Below are 15,755 nucleotides of genomic sequence, written 5' to 3'. Positions count from 1 at the left end.
GGGGGCCCTGTCGAAGGGCCCCTGCCCTCTCCTCCTCCGCGCTTCAGGGAATGAGGGTCTTCTCGATCTGCGCCCGCTTGGCCTTGAGCGTGGCGAGCAGCCCGTCGAAGCCCTTGGTGGCGAGGATCTTCCGGAACTGCTCCTGGTAGGTGTCCAGGAGCGAGACGTCATCGGTGACCACGTCGTAGATGCGCCATCCGGCCTGGTCGCCCGAGCGATAGAGCTTGTAGTTCACCGGGTACTTGTCCCGGTTGACGTTGACGGTGGTGTCCACGCTGGCCTCGTTGCCCTCGATGGACTCCTTGCCGTAGTGCACCTGGGTGCGGCCCTGGCCGAGCGCCTTCTGGGCGTAGGAGGCGCGCAGCAGGCCCTCCATGGTGCTGGAGAAGTCCTTGCGCTGGGCGGCGGTGAGCTTGTTCCACGTCTCGCCGAGCGCGCGCTTGGACAGCTCACCGAAGTCCACGAAGCGCTCCACCACCTGGTAGACCTGCTCCGCGGTGGCCGCCTTGGCGGAGGCGACCTTCTGGACGTTGGTGTTGCCCTCCTTCACGACCTCGAGCGGACCAGGCGAGGCGGTGAGGAGCACGGCGGTGAGCAGGGGGACGAGCATGGATGGGGGCTCCGGCATTGAGGGGTGAAACAGGGTGAGACGATGAGGGCCAGGACACTCCGCGCGGCCGGGTTATTCACGGCGCGCCGGGGACCCGGCCCAGGACCCGATCCAATTGGGCCCGGGCCACCTGGAAGTCATGCCAGCTCTGGGCCCGATCGGCCGACGCCTGGGCGAACGCCGTGAACGCCTCGATGAGATCCCGCGTGCCCCCCGTGCCGAGCTCGAACGCGCTCAGGGCCGCCGTCACCCAGCGCCGCGCTTCCCGCTCGGCCTGGCTGAGGGCCTGGGCGCGATCGCGCGCCGCCACCAGCGCCCCGTGCACCTGGGTCACCTCCAGGCGGATGGCCGAGAACAACAGCCGCTGCTGCGCCTTGAGCTTGTCCAGCTCCGCCCGGGATTGATCCAACTGCGCCTGCTTCACGGGGATGTCGAAGGTGTAGCGCGCCACCAGCCCCACCCCCGCCTCCCGATCGTTGTACGGATCGTAGGCGAAGGGATCTCGCTGCCGCGTGGCGCTCGACGTGAAGCGCAGGGTGAGGAAGCCCGCGAGGCCGAGATCCGGATAGAAGCTGCGCTCGCGGATGAACACTTCCTTCTCGCGCGCGAGGATGCCCGCGGCGATGCCGGCGAGCTCCGGCCGCTGCCGCTCGGCCGTGGCCAGGGCCTGCTCGAGCGCGGGCGGCGCCTCGGCCTCCTCCGGCTCCAGCTCCACCTCGGCCACCTCCACGGGCTCGTCCGCGGGGGTGCCCGCGAGCAGGCGGATGGCGGCGAGCGCCAGCTGCCGGCCCTGCTCGGCCTGGGCCCGGCGCGCGTCGAGCTGCTTGCGGAAGTAGCCGACCTTGTACAGGTCCATCCTCGACACCTGATCGGACTGGGCCGTCAGCATCTCCTGGATGCGCCCGGCCGCGTCCTCCAACCGCTGGGAGGTCTCCTCGAGCTGCGCGAGCCCCGAGCGCGCCAGCTGGTAGCCGAAGAAGGCCTGCGCGGCCTGGAACCCCGCCTCGTCCTCGGCGCGCGCCTGGAGCGCCTTGCCGATGACGGGGCCCTGCTCCGCGGCCTGCTCCAGGGCCTTGAGCTTTCCGAAGGTGTAGAGCGGCAGCACGGCGTTGGATTCGACGAACGCCGTCACGCCCATGCGGCCGAAGTCGAGATCCCCCTCCAGCGAGGCCTGGGTGGTGGGAGGGCCGCCCAGGCCGTCGTTGCGGGCCTCGGGAATGGGGCCGCCCAGGCCCACCCGGGTCTCGAACTTGGGAAACCACGCCCAGCGCGCCTCGCTCAGCAGCGCGTGCAGCCGGCGCAGCTCCGCGCGCGCGGCCTCCACCCGCGCGTCCTGCTCGCGCGCGCGCCGCACGAGCTGCTCCAGCGTGAGCGGCGTGCGCTTCACCTCGCCGGGCGCCGAGGACGGACCCTCGTCGGGCACGGACTGCTCCGCCGCCTCGCCCACCTGGGGGATGAGCTCCGGCGCCGCGGGAGACTCCACCTGCCCGTTGGGCACGGGCACCGCCGGGGGCGCGGTGGGCGGTGGCGCTACCTGCGCTCCCGCCAACGTCGCGGTGAGCACCCACCCCAGCCCCATGACACGTCGCGATGTCCTGCGTTCCACCACGGACTTCCCTCCGTTGCCCCGTGAATACCCTGGATCCGGCTCGACGCGGCGCGGCATCTCCCGCCTGGAATTCCCGGGAGGCTGAATCGTTCCCGCAGAGAGACACCAGAGCGACGAAGAAATGAATGATCCGCTTGGTTGCGGGCCGTTCGCGTGGGAAGAATCCGCGCCGCCTATTCAAGTCCCGGGGCGTCGAGCCCCCTATCGAGGAACCCCATGGCGTACACCGATCGCGTCAAGCAGATCCTCTCGTGGTACCCGTCCGACAACCCCGGCACGCTGGCCAACCTGGCCCGCCTGCTCAACACCGGTACGCTCGCGGGCACCGGCAAGCTGGTCATCCTGCCCGTGGATCAGGGCTTCGAGCACGGCCCGGCGCGCTCCTTCGCACCCAACGCGGCCGGCTATGATCCGGACTATCACATCCAGCTCGCCATCGACTCGGGCTGCAACGCCTACGCCGCGCCCCTGGGCTTCCTGGAGGCGGTGGCCGGCAAGTACATGGGCGAGATCCCGCTCGTGCTCAAGCTGAACAACTCGGACACGCTGGCCAAGACGGACTACCCCATCTCCGCCATCACCTCCTCGGTGCGTGACGCCGTGCGCCTGGGCTGCACCGCGGTGGGCTACACCATCTACCCGGGCTCCGGGGCGCGCAACACCATGTACGAGGATCTCCGGGAGATCATCGCCGAGGCCAAGGACTACGGCCTGCCCACGATCGTGTGGGCGTACGCGCGCGGCAACATGAGCAAGCAGGGCGAGACGGGCATCGACGTCATCTCCTACGCGGCGCAGATCAGCGCCCAGCTCGGCGCGCACATCATCAAGGTCAAGCCGCCCCAGGACTTCCTCGAGCAGGCCGAGGCCAAGAAGGTCTACGAGCAGTACAAGATCCCCACCGCCACCATGGCCGACCGCATCCGCGACGTGGTGAAGTCCGCCTTCAACGGCAAGCGCATCGTCATCTTCTCCGGCGGCGAGTCCAAGAAGACCGAGGACCTGCTCGAGGAGATCCGTCAGATCGCCGCCGGCGGCGGCTTCGGCTCCATCATGGGCCGCAACGCCTTCCAGCGCCCCCATGCCGAGTCCGTCAAGCTGCTCAAGGACGTGATGGCCATCTTCAAGAACGCCCCCTGAGTCAGTTCCCCACTCAGGCTCACTCGGGCCCACACCCAAGCGGCCGCGGCTCCTCGAGGGCTCGGCCGCTTGTTCGTTCCGGGAGCGGGGAAACGTCCGCCGCTGAAAGAACCTCACGGGTATTGCGTGACCCAAGCTACGTTTCCACAGCGGGGCTCTTCCTTGCCGATTTCAGCAGCAGTATTCCTTCCTTCGGAAGAAGTTGTTTGCTCGAAGAAAATTTTTCTGATAGTAAAATATCGAGGAATGTCCGAGGGGCGAGCTTGATCCCCGAAGTCCGCCCCGGAGGTTCTACATGCTGACGCTGGTGGCCGCAGTGCAAGATACAATGCCGACGCGCGGAACCTCGAGTGCACCCTACTCGGTCATGAAAGAGCGGAAGTCTTCTACCCAGGCCGAGGCGCCGGCGGCGGAGCAGCAGCAGCAGGCTCCCCCCTCCCCCGTTGACTTCACGTCGTGGGCGAAGACGGTCCAGTACCAGACCCAGGTCGTGTTGCATCAGATCCTGGAGCTGGAGGACGAACGCCATCTGGATCCCGCGTGGAACAAGGTGCTCGAGCAGGTGCGCAGCTACAGCCTGCGGCCCTCCAAGCGCATCCGGCCGGCCCTGGTGCTGGTGGGCTACGCGCTGGGTCGGGGTGACACGCGCGCCCCCTCGGGGCTGTGGCGGTTCGCGGCGGCCACCGAGCTGCTCCATACCTTCATGCTCATCCACGACGACGTCGCGGATCAGGCCGACACCCGCCGCGGAGGCGCGGCGCTGCACAAGATGCTCGGCGAGGGGCGCCTGGGCGAGAACCTGGCGATCGTCATCGGAGATCACCTCTACGGGCGCTCGCTGGAAGTGATGCTGGGCTGCAACCTGCCGGAAGCGGACGTGGCCACGCGCTACTTCCTCAAGGTGTGCCGCTACACCGCCGCCGGGCAGTACATGGACATCCGGCTGCCGCACCAGCCCCTGGCCGAGCTGTCCATCTACAACGCGCTGCGCGTGGCCTACCTGAAGACGGCGCTCTACGGCTTCACCGCGCCGCTGGTCTGCGGGGCCATGCTGTCCGGCTCGGCGCCGGAGATCATCAACAAGCTGGAGCGCTTCGGCCGCTACGTGGGCACGGCCTACCAGCTGCGGGACGATCTGCTGGGGCTGTACGGACAGTCCTCGGTGGTGGGCAAGCCCACCGACTCGGACCTGGCGCAGGGCAAGCGCACCTTCCCGCTGCTGGCCGCCTACCTGCGCGCCACGCCCGAGGCCCGCCAGGAGATGGAGACGCTCTGCATCCCCGGCCCCAAGGACGAGACGATGCTGCAGCGCGCCCGCGAGCTGGTGGAGATCCACGGCGGGCGCTCCGCCACCGAGCGCATCATCGAGCGCTCCACCAACGCCGCCGCGCGCATCCTGCAGACCCTGCCCGAGGCCGGCGGTCTCAAGCAGATGCTGCGTGATCTGCTGCAGATGCTGATGATCCGCGAGGCCTGAGCAGGGCCGGGCCGCTTCCGGGCGGCCTCTCACGAGGCGGAAAAGCAAAAGCCCATCCGATTTTCATCGGGTGGGCTTTTTCACGTCATGGGGCCCACCGGGCTCGAGCCGGTGCGCTCGTGAGGGCCACGCGAGCTTCACGAGGCGTGAAAAGCAAAAAGCCCACCCGATTTTCACCGGGTGGGCCTTTCACGTTGTGGAGCTAATCGGGATCGAACCGATGACCTCTTGAATGCCATTCAAGCGCTCTCCCAGCTGAGCTATAGCCCCTCATCTTCTGTTGCCATCGACGGAGGGAGACGAGGCCCGAAGGGGTGACCGCCGGGCCTCGTCTCTTCTTCCAGTGGAGCTAATCGGGATCGAACCGATGACCTCTTGAATGCCATTCAAGCGCTCTCCCAGCTGAGCTATAGCCCCACAACGCGAGTGGCCACCTGGGGAGTGGCCGCCGTCGAAAGCGGCGCTCTTCTACAACTTCTTCGTGCGGGTCGCTACTCCCGAATGCGCGGACCCGCTGTTTTTCTGCTTCAGGCGCTGGGCCGCTTCCTCCCCTTCCTGGAGCAGATCGCTGATCTCCCGCGACTGGGCCTCGACCTTGAGCTGCACCTGCTCCATCGCCTTGAGCAGGGGGGCGAACGAGGAGGGCAACTCCAGGCGGCCCTTCTGCACCTGCTTGAAGACGGCCTCGCCCAGATCGCGCAGCACCCGATCCTTCTCCTGCTGGAGCAAGTCACTCCGCGTCTTCGCCTGCGCCAGCGCGGAGTGCGTCTCCACCTGCTTGCGCAGCTCGCTCATCTTCTGCTGGGCGGACTCGAACGCCGATTGGATCTGTCGCAGGGCTTCGGACTGCTTGGGGTCGGCTGCCACCGGGCGCGAACCTCGCGGAAAGAGGGGGTTTTCCTGCGTAGCGTGCGCGCGACCGGACTGTCAACCCGGCCCCGGCCCCTTGCGCAGCCGGGCGGCGAAGAAGCCGCCCCCCGGCACCCGCGGCGGCAGGGCACGCAGGAAGGGACCGTCGCACAGCAGGGCCGCCCGCTCGGGGCCGAAGACGGGCGCCAGGGGCTCCAGGCTGAAGCCGGACTGTCGGGCGAGGAAGTCGCGCACCACCGTGTCGTTCTCCTCCGGCAGCAGCGAGCACGTGGCGTACACCACCAGCGCGCCGGGCTTCACCTGGGGCGCCAGCTCGCACAGCAGCTCGAGCTGCGTCGTGTGGAACTCCGCCACGGCCTTGGCGCTGAGCTTCCACTTCTGATCCGGCTCGCGCGCCAGCGAGCCCGTGCCGCTGCACGGCGCGTCCACCAGCACCACGTCCGCCGACTCCAGGGGCAGCGGGTGCGGAAAGGACACGTGGCGCAGGGACAGCTCCCGGGCCCGCTCGCGCGCGTGCGCCAGCCGGCGGCGCGAGCGATCTCCGGCCACCACCCGTCCCGCCTTGCCCACCTCGTCCGCCAGCGCGAGCGTCTTGCCTCCCGCCCCCGCGCACACGTCCGCCACCGTCCACCCCGCGAGCGAGCCCCCCTTCCCCCCCTCGTCAATGATGGGGAGGGGACGGCACGCCTCGACGATGAGCTGGCTGCCCACGTCCTGCACCTGCAGGCGCCCCTCGCGCATCACCCGCGTCTCGAAGATCTTGTGGCTTGCCTCGGCGATGCGCACCGCGCCCGGCGCCAGCGCCACCGGCTCCGCCGCCACGCCCTCCTCCGCCAGCCGCGCGAGCACCTCGTCGCGGCTGCCCGTGGGGCGCGCGCGCAGGTGCAGCGAGGGCTCCTCGTCCAGCGCCGCCAGCATCGCCTCCAGCACGGGCTCCGGATGCAGCTCGGCCAGGCGCAGCACCAGCCAGGTGGGAAAGGAGTAGCGCGTCGCCAGACGCTCCGGAACGGACTCCGGCAAGGGAGGCTCGGCGAGCGGCGACTGCACCACCCGCTCGAGGAAATCATCCTTGAGGGTGCGCGGGCGCACGGGGCCGGGCAGCTTCACCTCGGGGCCGATGCGCGCCCAGTTGGCGCCACAGAAGAGCCGCCGCCAGAGCACGTAGCGCACCAGCGCCTGATCCTCCAGCAGCCCAATCTTGCTCGGCGCGTGGCCCAGCGTGCGCGCCGCCAGATCCAACAGCCGTTGGTGCCGGGACAGCTCGCGCACCGCCAGCGCGGTGAAGCGCCGCTCCTGGCCCCCCAGCCCCCCCGCGTCCTTGAGGGCCTCGGCGAGCGAGAGCTTGAGGGGCTCGCCCTTGAGCACGGACAGGTGGGCCTCGAGCGCCGCGGTCGCCGCGCGCCGTGAGGGCCGCCCCAGGTGCGCCTCGTCCAGGAAGGTGTCGGGCCAGAGACTCACGCGTCCACGGGGAGTGAGACGGCCAGGCACCCCTCTTGGGTGCGCAGCTCGCGCGGTCCAGCCGCCAGGAAGAAGTAGTGATCGCGTCCGCGCGTCTCGCCATCCACCTCGAGCGAGCCCTCCACCACCAGGGCCGCGTGGCCCCGGCCCCCCGGCGAGCGGTGGTTGGCTCCCGGCGCCAGACGCATCCACAAGCCCCCGTCCGGCCGCTGCGACAGCCGCAGGCCCGTGGTGGGCTCCGTCGTCCAGGCGTCCTCGGGCGGCACGGCTCCCGCGGCCAGGCGCTCCACCTCGCGCCGCAACCGCACGAAGCGCTCCACCAGGAGCATCATGTCCTCGATCTGGAAGGGCTTGTTGAGCACCGCGTCCGGCTCGTGGGGCCGCAGCACCCGCACCACTTCGTCGGCGGACGAGGCGCTGACGATGGCCACCGGCTGCAGCCGCTTGCGCGCCGCCTCGAGGATGATGCGCCCGCCGCCTCCACTGTTGTCGCCGATGCGCAGGTCCGTGAGGACCAGGGAGAAGGACTCCTCTCCCAGCGCCCGCAGGGCCTCGGCCACACTGCCCGCCTCGCGCACCGGGGTCTGCTCGGCGATGAGTTCCGCCATGCCTTCGCGCAGCCCGGCGTCATCCTCCACCAGCAGCACCTTCATCGGGTCTTCTCGCCGGGCATGTCAGGAAGTCATCCGCGCCTGGGAGGCGTGCTTCTGCTCGTTGGGCGACAACGTCCCAGGTATGGCCCTCCCCGGACTCGAACCGGGACGCGGGGTCAGCCGCAGCGGATTTTGAGTCCGCCTCGTCTACCAATTTCGACAGAGGGCCCCTTGGGGGTGGGACGGGCAGACGTATACCGCGACTCCGCGCCGGACGCATCCGAAGATTGCGGTCCCCCGCGCTGATCGCTAAACGGGCGCCATGTACAACCTCCTCATCGCCCTGGGTGCGGGCCTCGCCATCACCTTGGGTATCAAGTTCGCCGGCTTCAACATCTGGGCGGCCCTCGTCCCGGGCACCCTCGCCTTCCTGGGCTCCTACATCTGGCTCGGCCGACGCATCGGGCAGAAACTCCAGGCCATCATGGCCGCCGTGCAGCGCGAGCTCCAGGGCCAGCCCACCAGCCAGAAGGAAGCCCAGGCGCGCCTCGAGCGGGCCGTCAAGATGCTCGAGTCCGGTCTCGTCTACGACAAGTGGCAGTTCCTCGTGGGCGCGGAGGTGCACTCCCAGATTGGAATGTTGAAGTACATGTCGAAGGACCTGGAAGGCGCCCAGGGGCACTTCGCCCGCTCGAGCGCACGCAACTACCTGGCCAAGGCCATGGAGGGCGCCCTCTTCTTCCAGAAGAAGGACAGCGCCGCCATGAAGAAGTCCTTCGAGGCCGCGGTCGTCTCCGGCAAGAAGGAGTCCGTGGTGTGGGCCGTCTACGCCTGGTGCCTCCTGCAGAACAAGGACAAGGACGGCGCTCTCAAGGTGCTCGGGCGGGCGGTCGAGGCCAACCCCTCCGACGAAAAGCTCAAGAGCAGCTTGTCGGCCCTTCAGAACGACAAGAAATTGAAGATGAAACCCTACGAGCCCATGTGGTGGCAGTTCGGGCTGGAGACCCCTCCCCCTCAAATCATGGGGGGTGGCGGGGGGCGGCGCGTGCAGTTCAATCCCCGACGCTGACCCCTCCCTTCCGGGAATTCCTACCGGACCGCATTCCAGGTAATGCTGCAACTCTTGCCTATCCCGCCGCCAGGCGGCCCACGTGCTGATCGCAAACCCCCGGAATCACGGTCCGGAATCGGGACGGTTGAGCGGCACGGCCCTTGCTCCTGGGTTGTCCATCCCCGGAGAAGAAAATCCCCGGGGATCAGCAGGCGGCCGGGGGTCTTGGGTGATGGAGGACATGGGCAGGGCGGCGGAGGAAGAGCGGGCAGGCGAGGCCTCCGAGCGGTTCGCTCGGGACACGCACTCCGGATTCCAGGGCCAGGCGCAGGAAGCGGAGCAGAGCATGCGGCAGCGCGACCGACACGGAGAAATGCCCCTGATCCTGGTCGTGGAGGATGATGCGGGCACCCGCGACAGCCTGACGGAGTTGCTCTCGGCCCGCTACCGAGTCCTGAGCGCCAGCGACGGCCAGTCCGGAGTGGAGCTCGCCCGGGAGCAGCACCCGGATCTCATCCTCCTGGATCGCTTTCTGGAGAGCGGCGAGGATGGCCTGGCCGTGCTCGAGTCGCTCCAGCACGAGCGCGCCACCGAGTCCGTGCCCGTCATCTTCATCACCGGGGACTCGGACGAGGGCACGCTCGAGCGCTGCCTGGAGCTGGGCGCGGTGGACTTCGTGCACAAGCCGGCGAGCGCGCGCGAGTTGATGGCCCGCATCAACCGGGCGCTGCGCCAGAGCGAGCAGCAGCAGCGGCTCAAGGCCATGGCCCAGACGGACGCGCTCACGGGCCTGGCCAACTTCCGGGCGCTGTCCATGCGCCTGGACGAGGAGTTCAAGCGCTCGAGCCGCTACGACTACCCGATGTCCGTGGTGGTCATCGATCTGGATCACCTCAAGGCCATCAACGACGGCATGGGCCATGAGGTGGGCAACCGCGCCATCCTGGCGCTCGCCAACCTGCTGCGCACCAACCTGCGCGAGGTGGACTTCGCGGCGCGCTTCGGCGGCGATGAGTTCGTGGCGCTGCTGCCCCACCAGACGGCCGCCGAGGCGGCGGTGCTCGCCGAGCGCATCCGCGCGGGCCTGCGCACGGTGAAGATCACGCGCAGCGACGGCCGGCCCGCCCCCTTCGGGTTGAGCGTGAGCGTGGGCATCGCGGATCACTCCCCCGCCCAGCCGCGCACGTGCACCGACGAGTTGCTGAGGGCCGCGGACGCGGCGCTCTACGAAGCCAAGCGCGAGGGCCGGGATCGCGTGGTGGTGTACGGCGGCTCGGACCTGACGTCCCCCAAGGCAGCACAACGGCACTGACAGACGGTTTCACTACCCCCCAGAGGTCGCGATGGACGGTGGAGCGAGGGCGCGGATGAGCGGCAGCAGGCTGGCGAGTGGATCACGGGTGGCCATCGTCGGTGGGGGGATCGCCGGAGCGGGACTCGCCGCTTCGCTGATCTTCAATGGACGGGCCCGAGGGTGCGCGCTCGACGTGCGCGTGTACGAGAGCGGAGACCCGGACTCCGTGGCGCCCCCCGCCATCCTCACGCCCGAGTGCCGCTCGCGCCTGGCCGCGCTCGGCGCCCGCGTGCCCCAGGAGTGGCGCGCCCATGAGTTGCGCGGCGTGGAGCTGCTCTCCCATGGCCAGCGCGAGGTGATGCCCGCGTCGGCCGGGGGCCTGTGGGTGGTGGATGCGTGGCCGCAGGGCCAGGGCGGGCTGACGCTGGTGCGCGAGGCGCTCGCGGGCGCGGCCACCGCCCAGGGCGCGCGCTTCGTGCCCCGGCGCGTCGAGCGCGTCGAGCACCTGCCCTCGGCGCCGGATGCCCCGGCGGCGGTGCGCAAGAATGGTCCCCTCGTGGTGCGCGCCCAGGGCAGTGGCGAGCGCTTCCACGCGGTGGCCCTCGCCACGGGCGCGGGCGCGTCGCTCGGCGACTCCTTCTTCCCGGGCTTCCAGCCCGCTCCCTCCGTGGCCGCCGTGCAGGCGCGCCTGCGGCTGCCCTCGCCCCGCATGGGGCCCCCGCCGCTCGCCCGGCTGTGGATGTCTCCCCTGCCCTCCGTGGATGGGCTCGTCCTCCTGCCGGGCGCCCACTCGGTGTACGCGCTCGCCTATGGCCCCGCGGTGACGCCGGCGGACCTGTGCCAGGCGTTGATGATGGCCGCCCGCGACGGGCTCGTGGAGGAGGGCTTCGAGCTGCTCGCCCTGGAGACCACGCGCCTGCCCTACGGGCCGGGCCGCTTGCTGGTGGCGCCCGGACAGCTCGTGGTGGGCGCGGCCGCGTTCGGCCACCCGCTCCAGGTGGGCCTGTCGGACACCCTCGCCTCGTGCAGCCGCGCCGCCGTGGCCCTGCTGGACGCGGGCCTGGAGGCCCCCGCCCTGGAGCGCCGGTACGTGCGCGACGGCCTGGGGGATCTGCTGGATGACGCGGCCGCGGGTGCGCGCGCCGTGACCTGGCTGCGCCGCGCCGGACGCCGCGCTCCCCAGGCCTTCCTCACCGCCCGCCACCGCGTCGCCGCGGCGGGCACCGTCGGCTCGGGCGTGCTGGGCCTTCCCGCCCCCTCGCCCCAGGTGCTGCTGTCCGTGGCGCGCTGGGCCGGCATCCGCGAGACGATGTCCTCCTGGGTGCGCACCGCCGTGGAGCCCCTGCCCACGACGATTCCCACCATGGAGCCGGACCTCTACTACATCGTGGACGACGATCCGGATCAGCGCGAGGCCATGACGCAGCTGCTCGAGTCCACGGGCGCCCACGTGGTGGCCTTCGCCGACGAGCTGGCCCTGTTCTGCGCGGTGGCCCGGCGGCCTCCCACCGCCATCCTCCTGGACGTGGTGCTGCACTGGGTGGACGGACTGCGGCTGTGCGAGGGGCTCAAGCAACACCCGCTCACGCGGGACACGCGCGTGGTGGTCATGAGCGGGATGAACCGGCCCCACGTGCGCCAGCGCGCGCTCGACGCCGGCGCCGAGGCCTTCCTGCCCAAGCCCGTGGATCCCGAGCGCCTGCTGCGCCAGCTCATGGGCCTGGTGCCCGACACCTCGTCCGCTTCCGCCGAGGCGCCGCACGACGCGGCCGGGGAGACGGGGCGCTACGCCTCCTGAGGCGCCTCGGCGGCCCTCACCGCGTCATAGGGCGGCTCCACGAAGAGCGCCCCGGGCTCCTTGCGGAACCACGTGAGCTGCCGCTTGGCGTAGCGGCGCGTCTCCTGGGCCACCAGCTCTCGCGCCCGCTCGAGCGAGAGCTGGCCCTCCACCACCGCCTTCGCCTGCGCGTAGCCCACGCTGCGCATGGGCGCCGCCTCGGCATACCCCCGGGCGATGAGCCCACGCACCTCCTCCACCAGGCCCCGCTCGAACAGCGCCTCCGTACGCCGGTCGATGGCCTCGTACAGCGCCTCGCGCGGCGGTGAGAGCACGTACATCCGGAAGGGATAGCGGCTCGGGGCGAAGGCATGCTCCCGGCGGAACTCGGAGGCGGGCCGGCCCGTCTGGCGGTGGATCTCCAGCGCCCGGATGACGCGCACCAGATCTTGCGGAGGCAGCTTCGCGGCCGTCTCCGGATCCACCTCGGCGAGCTGGCGGTGCACGGCCTCGCGGCCCTCGGCGGCGGCGAGCGCCTCCAGCTCGGCGCGCAACTGGGGATCCGCGCCGGGCGCCTCCACGAGCCCATGCAGGAGAATCCGCAGGTACATGCCCGTGCCGCCCACGACGAACACCCGCCGCCCCCGGGAGGCGATGTCCGCGATGGCCGCGTCCGCCCGGCGCTGGTACTCGGCGGCGGAGAAGGGCTCGAGCGGCTCCACCACGGAGACGAGGTGATGGGGCACCGCGGCGAGCTCCTCGGCCGAGGGCTTGGCGGTGCCGATGTCGAACGCGCGGTACACCTGCTGCGAGTCCGCGCCGATGATTTCTCCCCCGTGCCGCAGGGCGAGCTCCACGGCGAGCGCGGTCTTCCCCGAGGCGGTGGGGCCGGCGATGACGGTGAGCAAGGGCTTCATCGGCGCTCGGGCCCCGCGCGGTGCGACGCGCGGGAGCCCCGAAGACTCTCTCAGGCGGCGGGCGTGCCCGAGGCGCGCAGCTCCTGGGCCAGCTCGGCGAGCTTCACGGGCCGGGGGTCTCCACCCGCCATGGGCTTGAGCTGGGCTTCCCCGCTCTGCCGCTCCCGCTCACCCAGCACCAGGGTGTAGGTGGCGCCCACCTTGTCCGCGCGCTTCATCTGGCTCTTGAGGCTGCCACCACGTGTGTCCAGCTCCACCCGGAGTCCCTCGCGGCGCAGGCGGCTGGCCAGCACGAGCGCCTCGTCCGCCGAGCCCTCGTCCGCCACGGCGATGAAGAGCTGGGTGGGCTGGGAGAAGCGCTGACCACCCTCCTGCAGGAGGATGCACAGCCGGTCCAGGCCGATGCCAACGCCCACCGCGGGCACGTCCGGCCCCCCGAGGCTCTTCATCAGCTTGTCGTAGCGGCCCCCGCCGCCCACCGTGCTCGCCGTGCCCAGCACCGGGTGCGCGGCGATGAACTCGAAGGTGGTGCGCGTGTAGTAGTCCAGCCCGCGCATGATGCGGTGGTTGACCTCGTACTTGATGCCCAGCGCCCCCAGCTTGCGCTGCACGTCGCCGAAGTGCGCGCGGCACGGCTCGCACAGGGACTCGAGGATGCTCGGCGCGGCGAGCGCGATCTGCTGGCAGCGCTCCTGCTTGCAGTCGAGCACGCGCAAGGGATTGCGCTCCAGGCGCACCTTGCAGTCCGCGCACAGCTCGTCCACGTGCGCGCGCAGGTGCCCCACCAGCTTCTCCTGGTAGGCGGGCCGGCACGCCTCGTCGCCCAGTGAGTTGACGTTGAGCGACACGTCGGTGAGCCCGAGCTTCTGGAGCAGCTGCACCACCGCGTCCATGATCTCCACGTCCTGGGCGGGCTCCTTCGAGCCATACGCCTCGGCGCCGATCTGGTGGAACTGACGGTAGCGGCCCGTCTTCATGCGCTCGTAGCGGAACATGGGCCCCATGTAGAACCAGCGCGTGAGCGGCTCCTGGTTCAGCACCGAGTGCTCGATGTACGCGCGCGCCGCGGGAGCGGTGCCCTCGGGGCGCAGGGACAGGCTGCGGCCGCCCTTGTCCTCGAAGGTGTACATCTCCTTGCCGACGATGTCGGTCTCCTCGCCCACGCTGCGCACGAAGAGCGCGGTGTCCTCCACCGTGGGGGTGCGCACCTCGCCGTAGCCGAAGCGCGAGAACACCTCGCGCGCCGTGCGCTCCACGTGCTGCCACACCTCCACCTGGCCGGGGAGGATGTCGTTCATGCCCTTGACGCCGGAAATCTTGCTCACGGAATCTCCCCGATGCGCCGGCCCATGCGCACCACCGCCTCGGGCTGCAGGCTGTCGTCCCACTTCACCCGGCCCGGCTCGAACAACAGGATGACGGTGGAGCCCATCTCGAAGCGCCCCAGCTCCCCACCCTTGTCCACCGGCAGCCCCGCGCCATAGCGGTGCACCTTGCCGGGCTTGCCCTCGTGCGTGACGATGTCCTCATAGGCCGCCTTGATGCGCGACACGCACGTGGCGCCCACCTTGACCACCGCGCACTGCCCGGCCACCGTGTCCAGATAGGTGACGAGCCGCTCGTTCACGCAGAAGAGCGACTGCTTGTTCTTCACCGAGGCGGGATTGACGGGCCAGAACTCGCCCGGGAGGTAGGCGTAGCCGGTCACCTTGCCGCCCAGCGGGGCGTGGATGCGGTGGTAGTCGCGCGGCGACAGGTAGATGGTCGTCCAGGCGCCGCCGTGGAAGGGCTTGGCCGCGGCCTCGTTGCCGAGCAGCTCGCCCACCGTGTAGTGGATGCCCTTGGCCTGCAACACCCGGCCGTGCTCGGAGTAGCCCACCTGGGACACCGCGCCGTCCACCGGGGACACCACCACCTTCTGCCCCGGATCGATGGGGCGCGCGCCGCCCTTGAGCCCGCGGGTGAAGAACTCCGCGAACGTGGGGTAGTGCTCCAGCGCGTGCTCGGCCTCGGCCACGTCCACGTTGTAGAGCCGGGCGAAGGTCTTGATGGCGGCCCGGTGCAACGGCGCGGGCGCGGGCAGACGCGTGGCCATCCCCACCGCCGTGGACAGCGCGGACTTGGGGAGCACTTGCATCAACTTCATGAAGGTCTGTTCGTTCATGAGGGGCGCGATGAGAGGGAAAAGGGGTGGGAGAAAGGAAACCGCGCGAAAACGCGCTTCATTCAACGGCCCGCGTCGGCGGCGGGGCTCGGCGTCCCACCATCGGTGGGAATCGCCTGGAGGGACTGTTTGGGCACCAGGGCGAGCACCTTGCCCTCTTCGATGATCAACACCTGATCCTGGAGCGCGGCGAACTGCTGGCGGCACGCCGGGCTGTCGGACAGATCCCAACGGTCGCGCTGCCCCCGGCCCTGGACCTGCAAGGATTCACCCTGCTTGAAGCAGCCAGAGAAGCCGCTCGCCAGCTCCGTCGCGGGCGTGCCGACCCCCGGAGCGCCTCCCGCCGTGCCGGCATCCGTCCCGGCATCCTCGGCCTCGGCCGCCTCGGTGGGCTGGGAGGAAGGGAACGACCGGGTGCCGCCATACCCTTCCGCGGGCATCTGTGCCGGCTGGCTGGCCCGGCCGCGGACCTCGTCCAGCGCGCGCTGCCGGGAGCGGGCCTGCTGCTTGCCCTCCTCGATGCGCGCGCGCAGCTCGTTGGCCGCCGGGGCGTCCAGGCTGTTGGTGGGCACCTGGGCGAGCAGCCCCTCGATGGCGGCCAGCTCGGGGTCCACGAACGCATCGTCCCCCCTGGCCGCGTACAGCTTGCCAAAGCGCGTCTGCGCCTCGACATAGGCCTCCGAGGGCTGAGCGGGCTTGCGGCAGCCGGCGGGGGCGGCGAGCAGCAAGGCGATCAGGAGGGCAGCGAACGTCCGGCCAACACGAGGGCTGTAGGTGCGCATGGGTCCGGTTTTC

Annotated in this window: 14 protein-coding genes and 3 tRNA genes; 5 read left to right on the top strand and 12 right to left on the bottom strand. The window is 70.3% G+C overall.

Going from position 1 to position 15,755, the window contains the following annotated elements:
• Positions 1–43: 43 nt before the first annotated feature.
• Together D187_RS43705 and D187_RS43700 are read right to left on the bottom strand one after the other, a co-directional pair.
• Positions 44–610, bottom strand: coding sequence for an MlaC/ttg2D family ABC transporter substrate-binding protein (locus D187_RS43705; protein WP_002621021.1), 567 nt, complete (start codon positions 608–610; stop codon positions 44–46).
• Between the two features lie 76 nt (positions 611–686).
• Positions 687–2,216, bottom strand: coding sequence for a TolC family protein (locus tag D187_RS43700; protein WP_306413599.1), 1,530 nt, complete (start codon positions 2,214–2,216; stop codon positions 687–689).
• Positions 2,217–2,435: 219 nt separating this feature from the next.
• On the opposite strand from D187_RS43700, the gene D187_RS43695 reads away from it, so the two are divergent.
• Both D187_RS43695 and D187_RS43690 read left to right on the top strand, forming a co-directional pair.
• Complete coding sequence (locus tag D187_RS43695; protein WP_002621019.1) at positions 2,436–3,359, top strand: class I fructose-bisphosphate aldolase; 924 nt, start codon at positions 2,436–2,438, stop codon at positions 3,357–3,359.
• Between the two features lie 367 nt (positions 3,360–3,726).
• Entirely contained in the window at positions 3,727–4,836 is a 1,110-nt protein-coding gene (locus D187_RS43690; protein WP_155893987.1) for a polyprenyl synthetase family protein, read from the top strand.
• 197 nt (positions 4,837–5,033) lie between these two features.
• Here the strand turns inward: D187_RS43690 and D187_RS43685 are convergent.
• The 6 genes from D187_RS43685 to D187_RS43660 all read right to left on the bottom strand — a co-directional run bounded on the left by D187_RS43685 (position 5,034) and on the right by D187_RS43660 (position 7,986).
• A tRNA-Ala gene (locus D187_RS43685) sits at positions 5,034–5,106 on the bottom strand.
• A gap of 74 nt (positions 5,107–5,180) precedes the next feature.
• Positions 5,181–5,253 (bottom strand) — tRNA-Ala (locus D187_RS43680).
• Positions 5,254–5,304: 51 nt separating this feature from the next.
• Positions 5,305–5,703 (bottom strand): hypothetical protein, encoded by a 399-nt coding sequence (locus D187_RS43675; RefSeq protein ID WP_002621017.1) that lies wholly within the window; start codon positions 5,701–5,703, stop codon positions 5,305–5,307.
• Positions 5,704–5,763: 60 nt separating this feature from the next.
• Positions 5,764–7,164, bottom strand: a complete 1,401-nt coding sequence (locus tag D187_RS43670) for an RsmB/NOP family class I SAM-dependent RNA methyltransferase (RefSeq protein ID WP_002621016.1) — start codon at positions 7,162–7,164, stop codon at positions 5,764–5,766.
• Positions 7,161–7,817: a response regulator gene (locus D187_RS43665; protein ID WP_002621015.1), complete on the bottom strand. Its 657-nt coding sequence runs from the start codon at positions 7,815–7,817 to the stop codon at positions 7,161–7,163. Before D187_RS43665 ends, D187_RS43670 begins: the two co-directional genes overlap by 4 nt.
• Positions 7,818–7,900: 83 nt before the next feature.
• Positions 7,901–7,986, bottom strand: a tRNA-Leu gene (locus D187_RS43660).
• Between the two features lie 93 nt (positions 7,987–8,079).
• Between D187_RS43660 and D187_RS43655 the strand changes: the two genes are divergently transcribed.
• The 3 genes from D187_RS43655 to D187_RS43645 all read left to right on the top strand — a co-directional run bounded on the left by D187_RS43655 (position 8,080) and on the right by D187_RS43645 (position 11,900).
• Positions 8,080–8,826, top strand: a complete 747-nt coding sequence (locus tag D187_RS43655) for a tetratricopeptide repeat protein (protein ID WP_002621014.1) — start codon at positions 8,080–8,082, stop codon at positions 8,824–8,826.
• A 328-nt stretch (positions 8,827–9,154) separates the two neighbouring features.
• Positions 9,155–10,120, top strand: a complete 966-nt coding sequence (locus tag D187_RS43650; protein ID WP_043434719.1) for a GGDEF domain-containing response regulator — start codon at positions 9,155–9,157, stop codon at positions 10,118–10,120.
• A 55-nt stretch (positions 10,121–10,175) separates the two neighbouring features.
• The gene (locus tag D187_RS43645) at positions 10,176–11,900 is read left to right on the top strand and encodes a response regulator (protein WP_002621012.1); all 1,725 of its coding nucleotides are present in this window, start codon (positions 10,176–10,178) and stop codon (positions 11,898–11,900) included.
• Here D187_RS43645 and miaA read toward each other — a convergent pair.
• The 4 genes from miaA to D187_RS43625 all read right to left on the bottom strand — a co-directional run bounded on the left by miaA (position 11,888) and on the right by D187_RS43625 (position 15,742).
• Positions 11,888–12,796 carry a tRNA (adenosine(37)-N6)-dimethylallyltransferase MiaA gene (miaA, locus tag D187_RS43640; protein WP_002621011.1) on the bottom strand — a complete coding sequence of 303 codons (909 nt, stop codon included), beginning with the start codon at positions 12,794–12,796 and terminating at the stop codon, positions 11,888–11,890. The two genes, D187_RS43645 and miaA, sit on opposite strands and share 13 nt — an antisense overlap.
• 50 nt (positions 12,797–12,846) lie before the next feature.
• Entirely contained in the window at positions 12,847–14,094 is a 1,248-nt protein-coding gene (hisS, locus tag D187_RS43635; protein ID WP_043434717.1) for a histidine--tRNA ligase, read from the bottom strand.
• A gap of 23 nt (positions 14,095–14,117) precedes the next feature.
• Positions 14,118–14,960: an archaetidylserine decarboxylase gene (gene asd / locus D187_RS43630; protein ID WP_002621009.1), complete on the bottom strand. Its 843-nt coding sequence runs from the start codon at positions 14,958–14,960 to the stop codon at positions 14,118–14,120.
• A gap of 62 nt (positions 14,961–15,022) precedes the next feature.
• Positions 15,023–15,742: a hypothetical protein gene (locus D187_RS43625; protein WP_002621008.1), complete on the bottom strand. Its 720-nt coding sequence runs from the start codon at positions 15,740–15,742 to the stop codon at positions 15,023–15,025.
• Positions 15,743–15,755: the final 13 nt, after the last annotated feature.

It is taken from the genome of Cystobacter fuscus DSM 2262 (assembly GCF_000335475.2).
Lineage (GTDB): Bacteria > Myxococcota > Myxococcia > Myxococcales > Myxococcaceae > Cystobacter > Cystobacter fuscus.
This window is presented reverse-complemented; position numbering and strand designations above follow the sequence as displayed.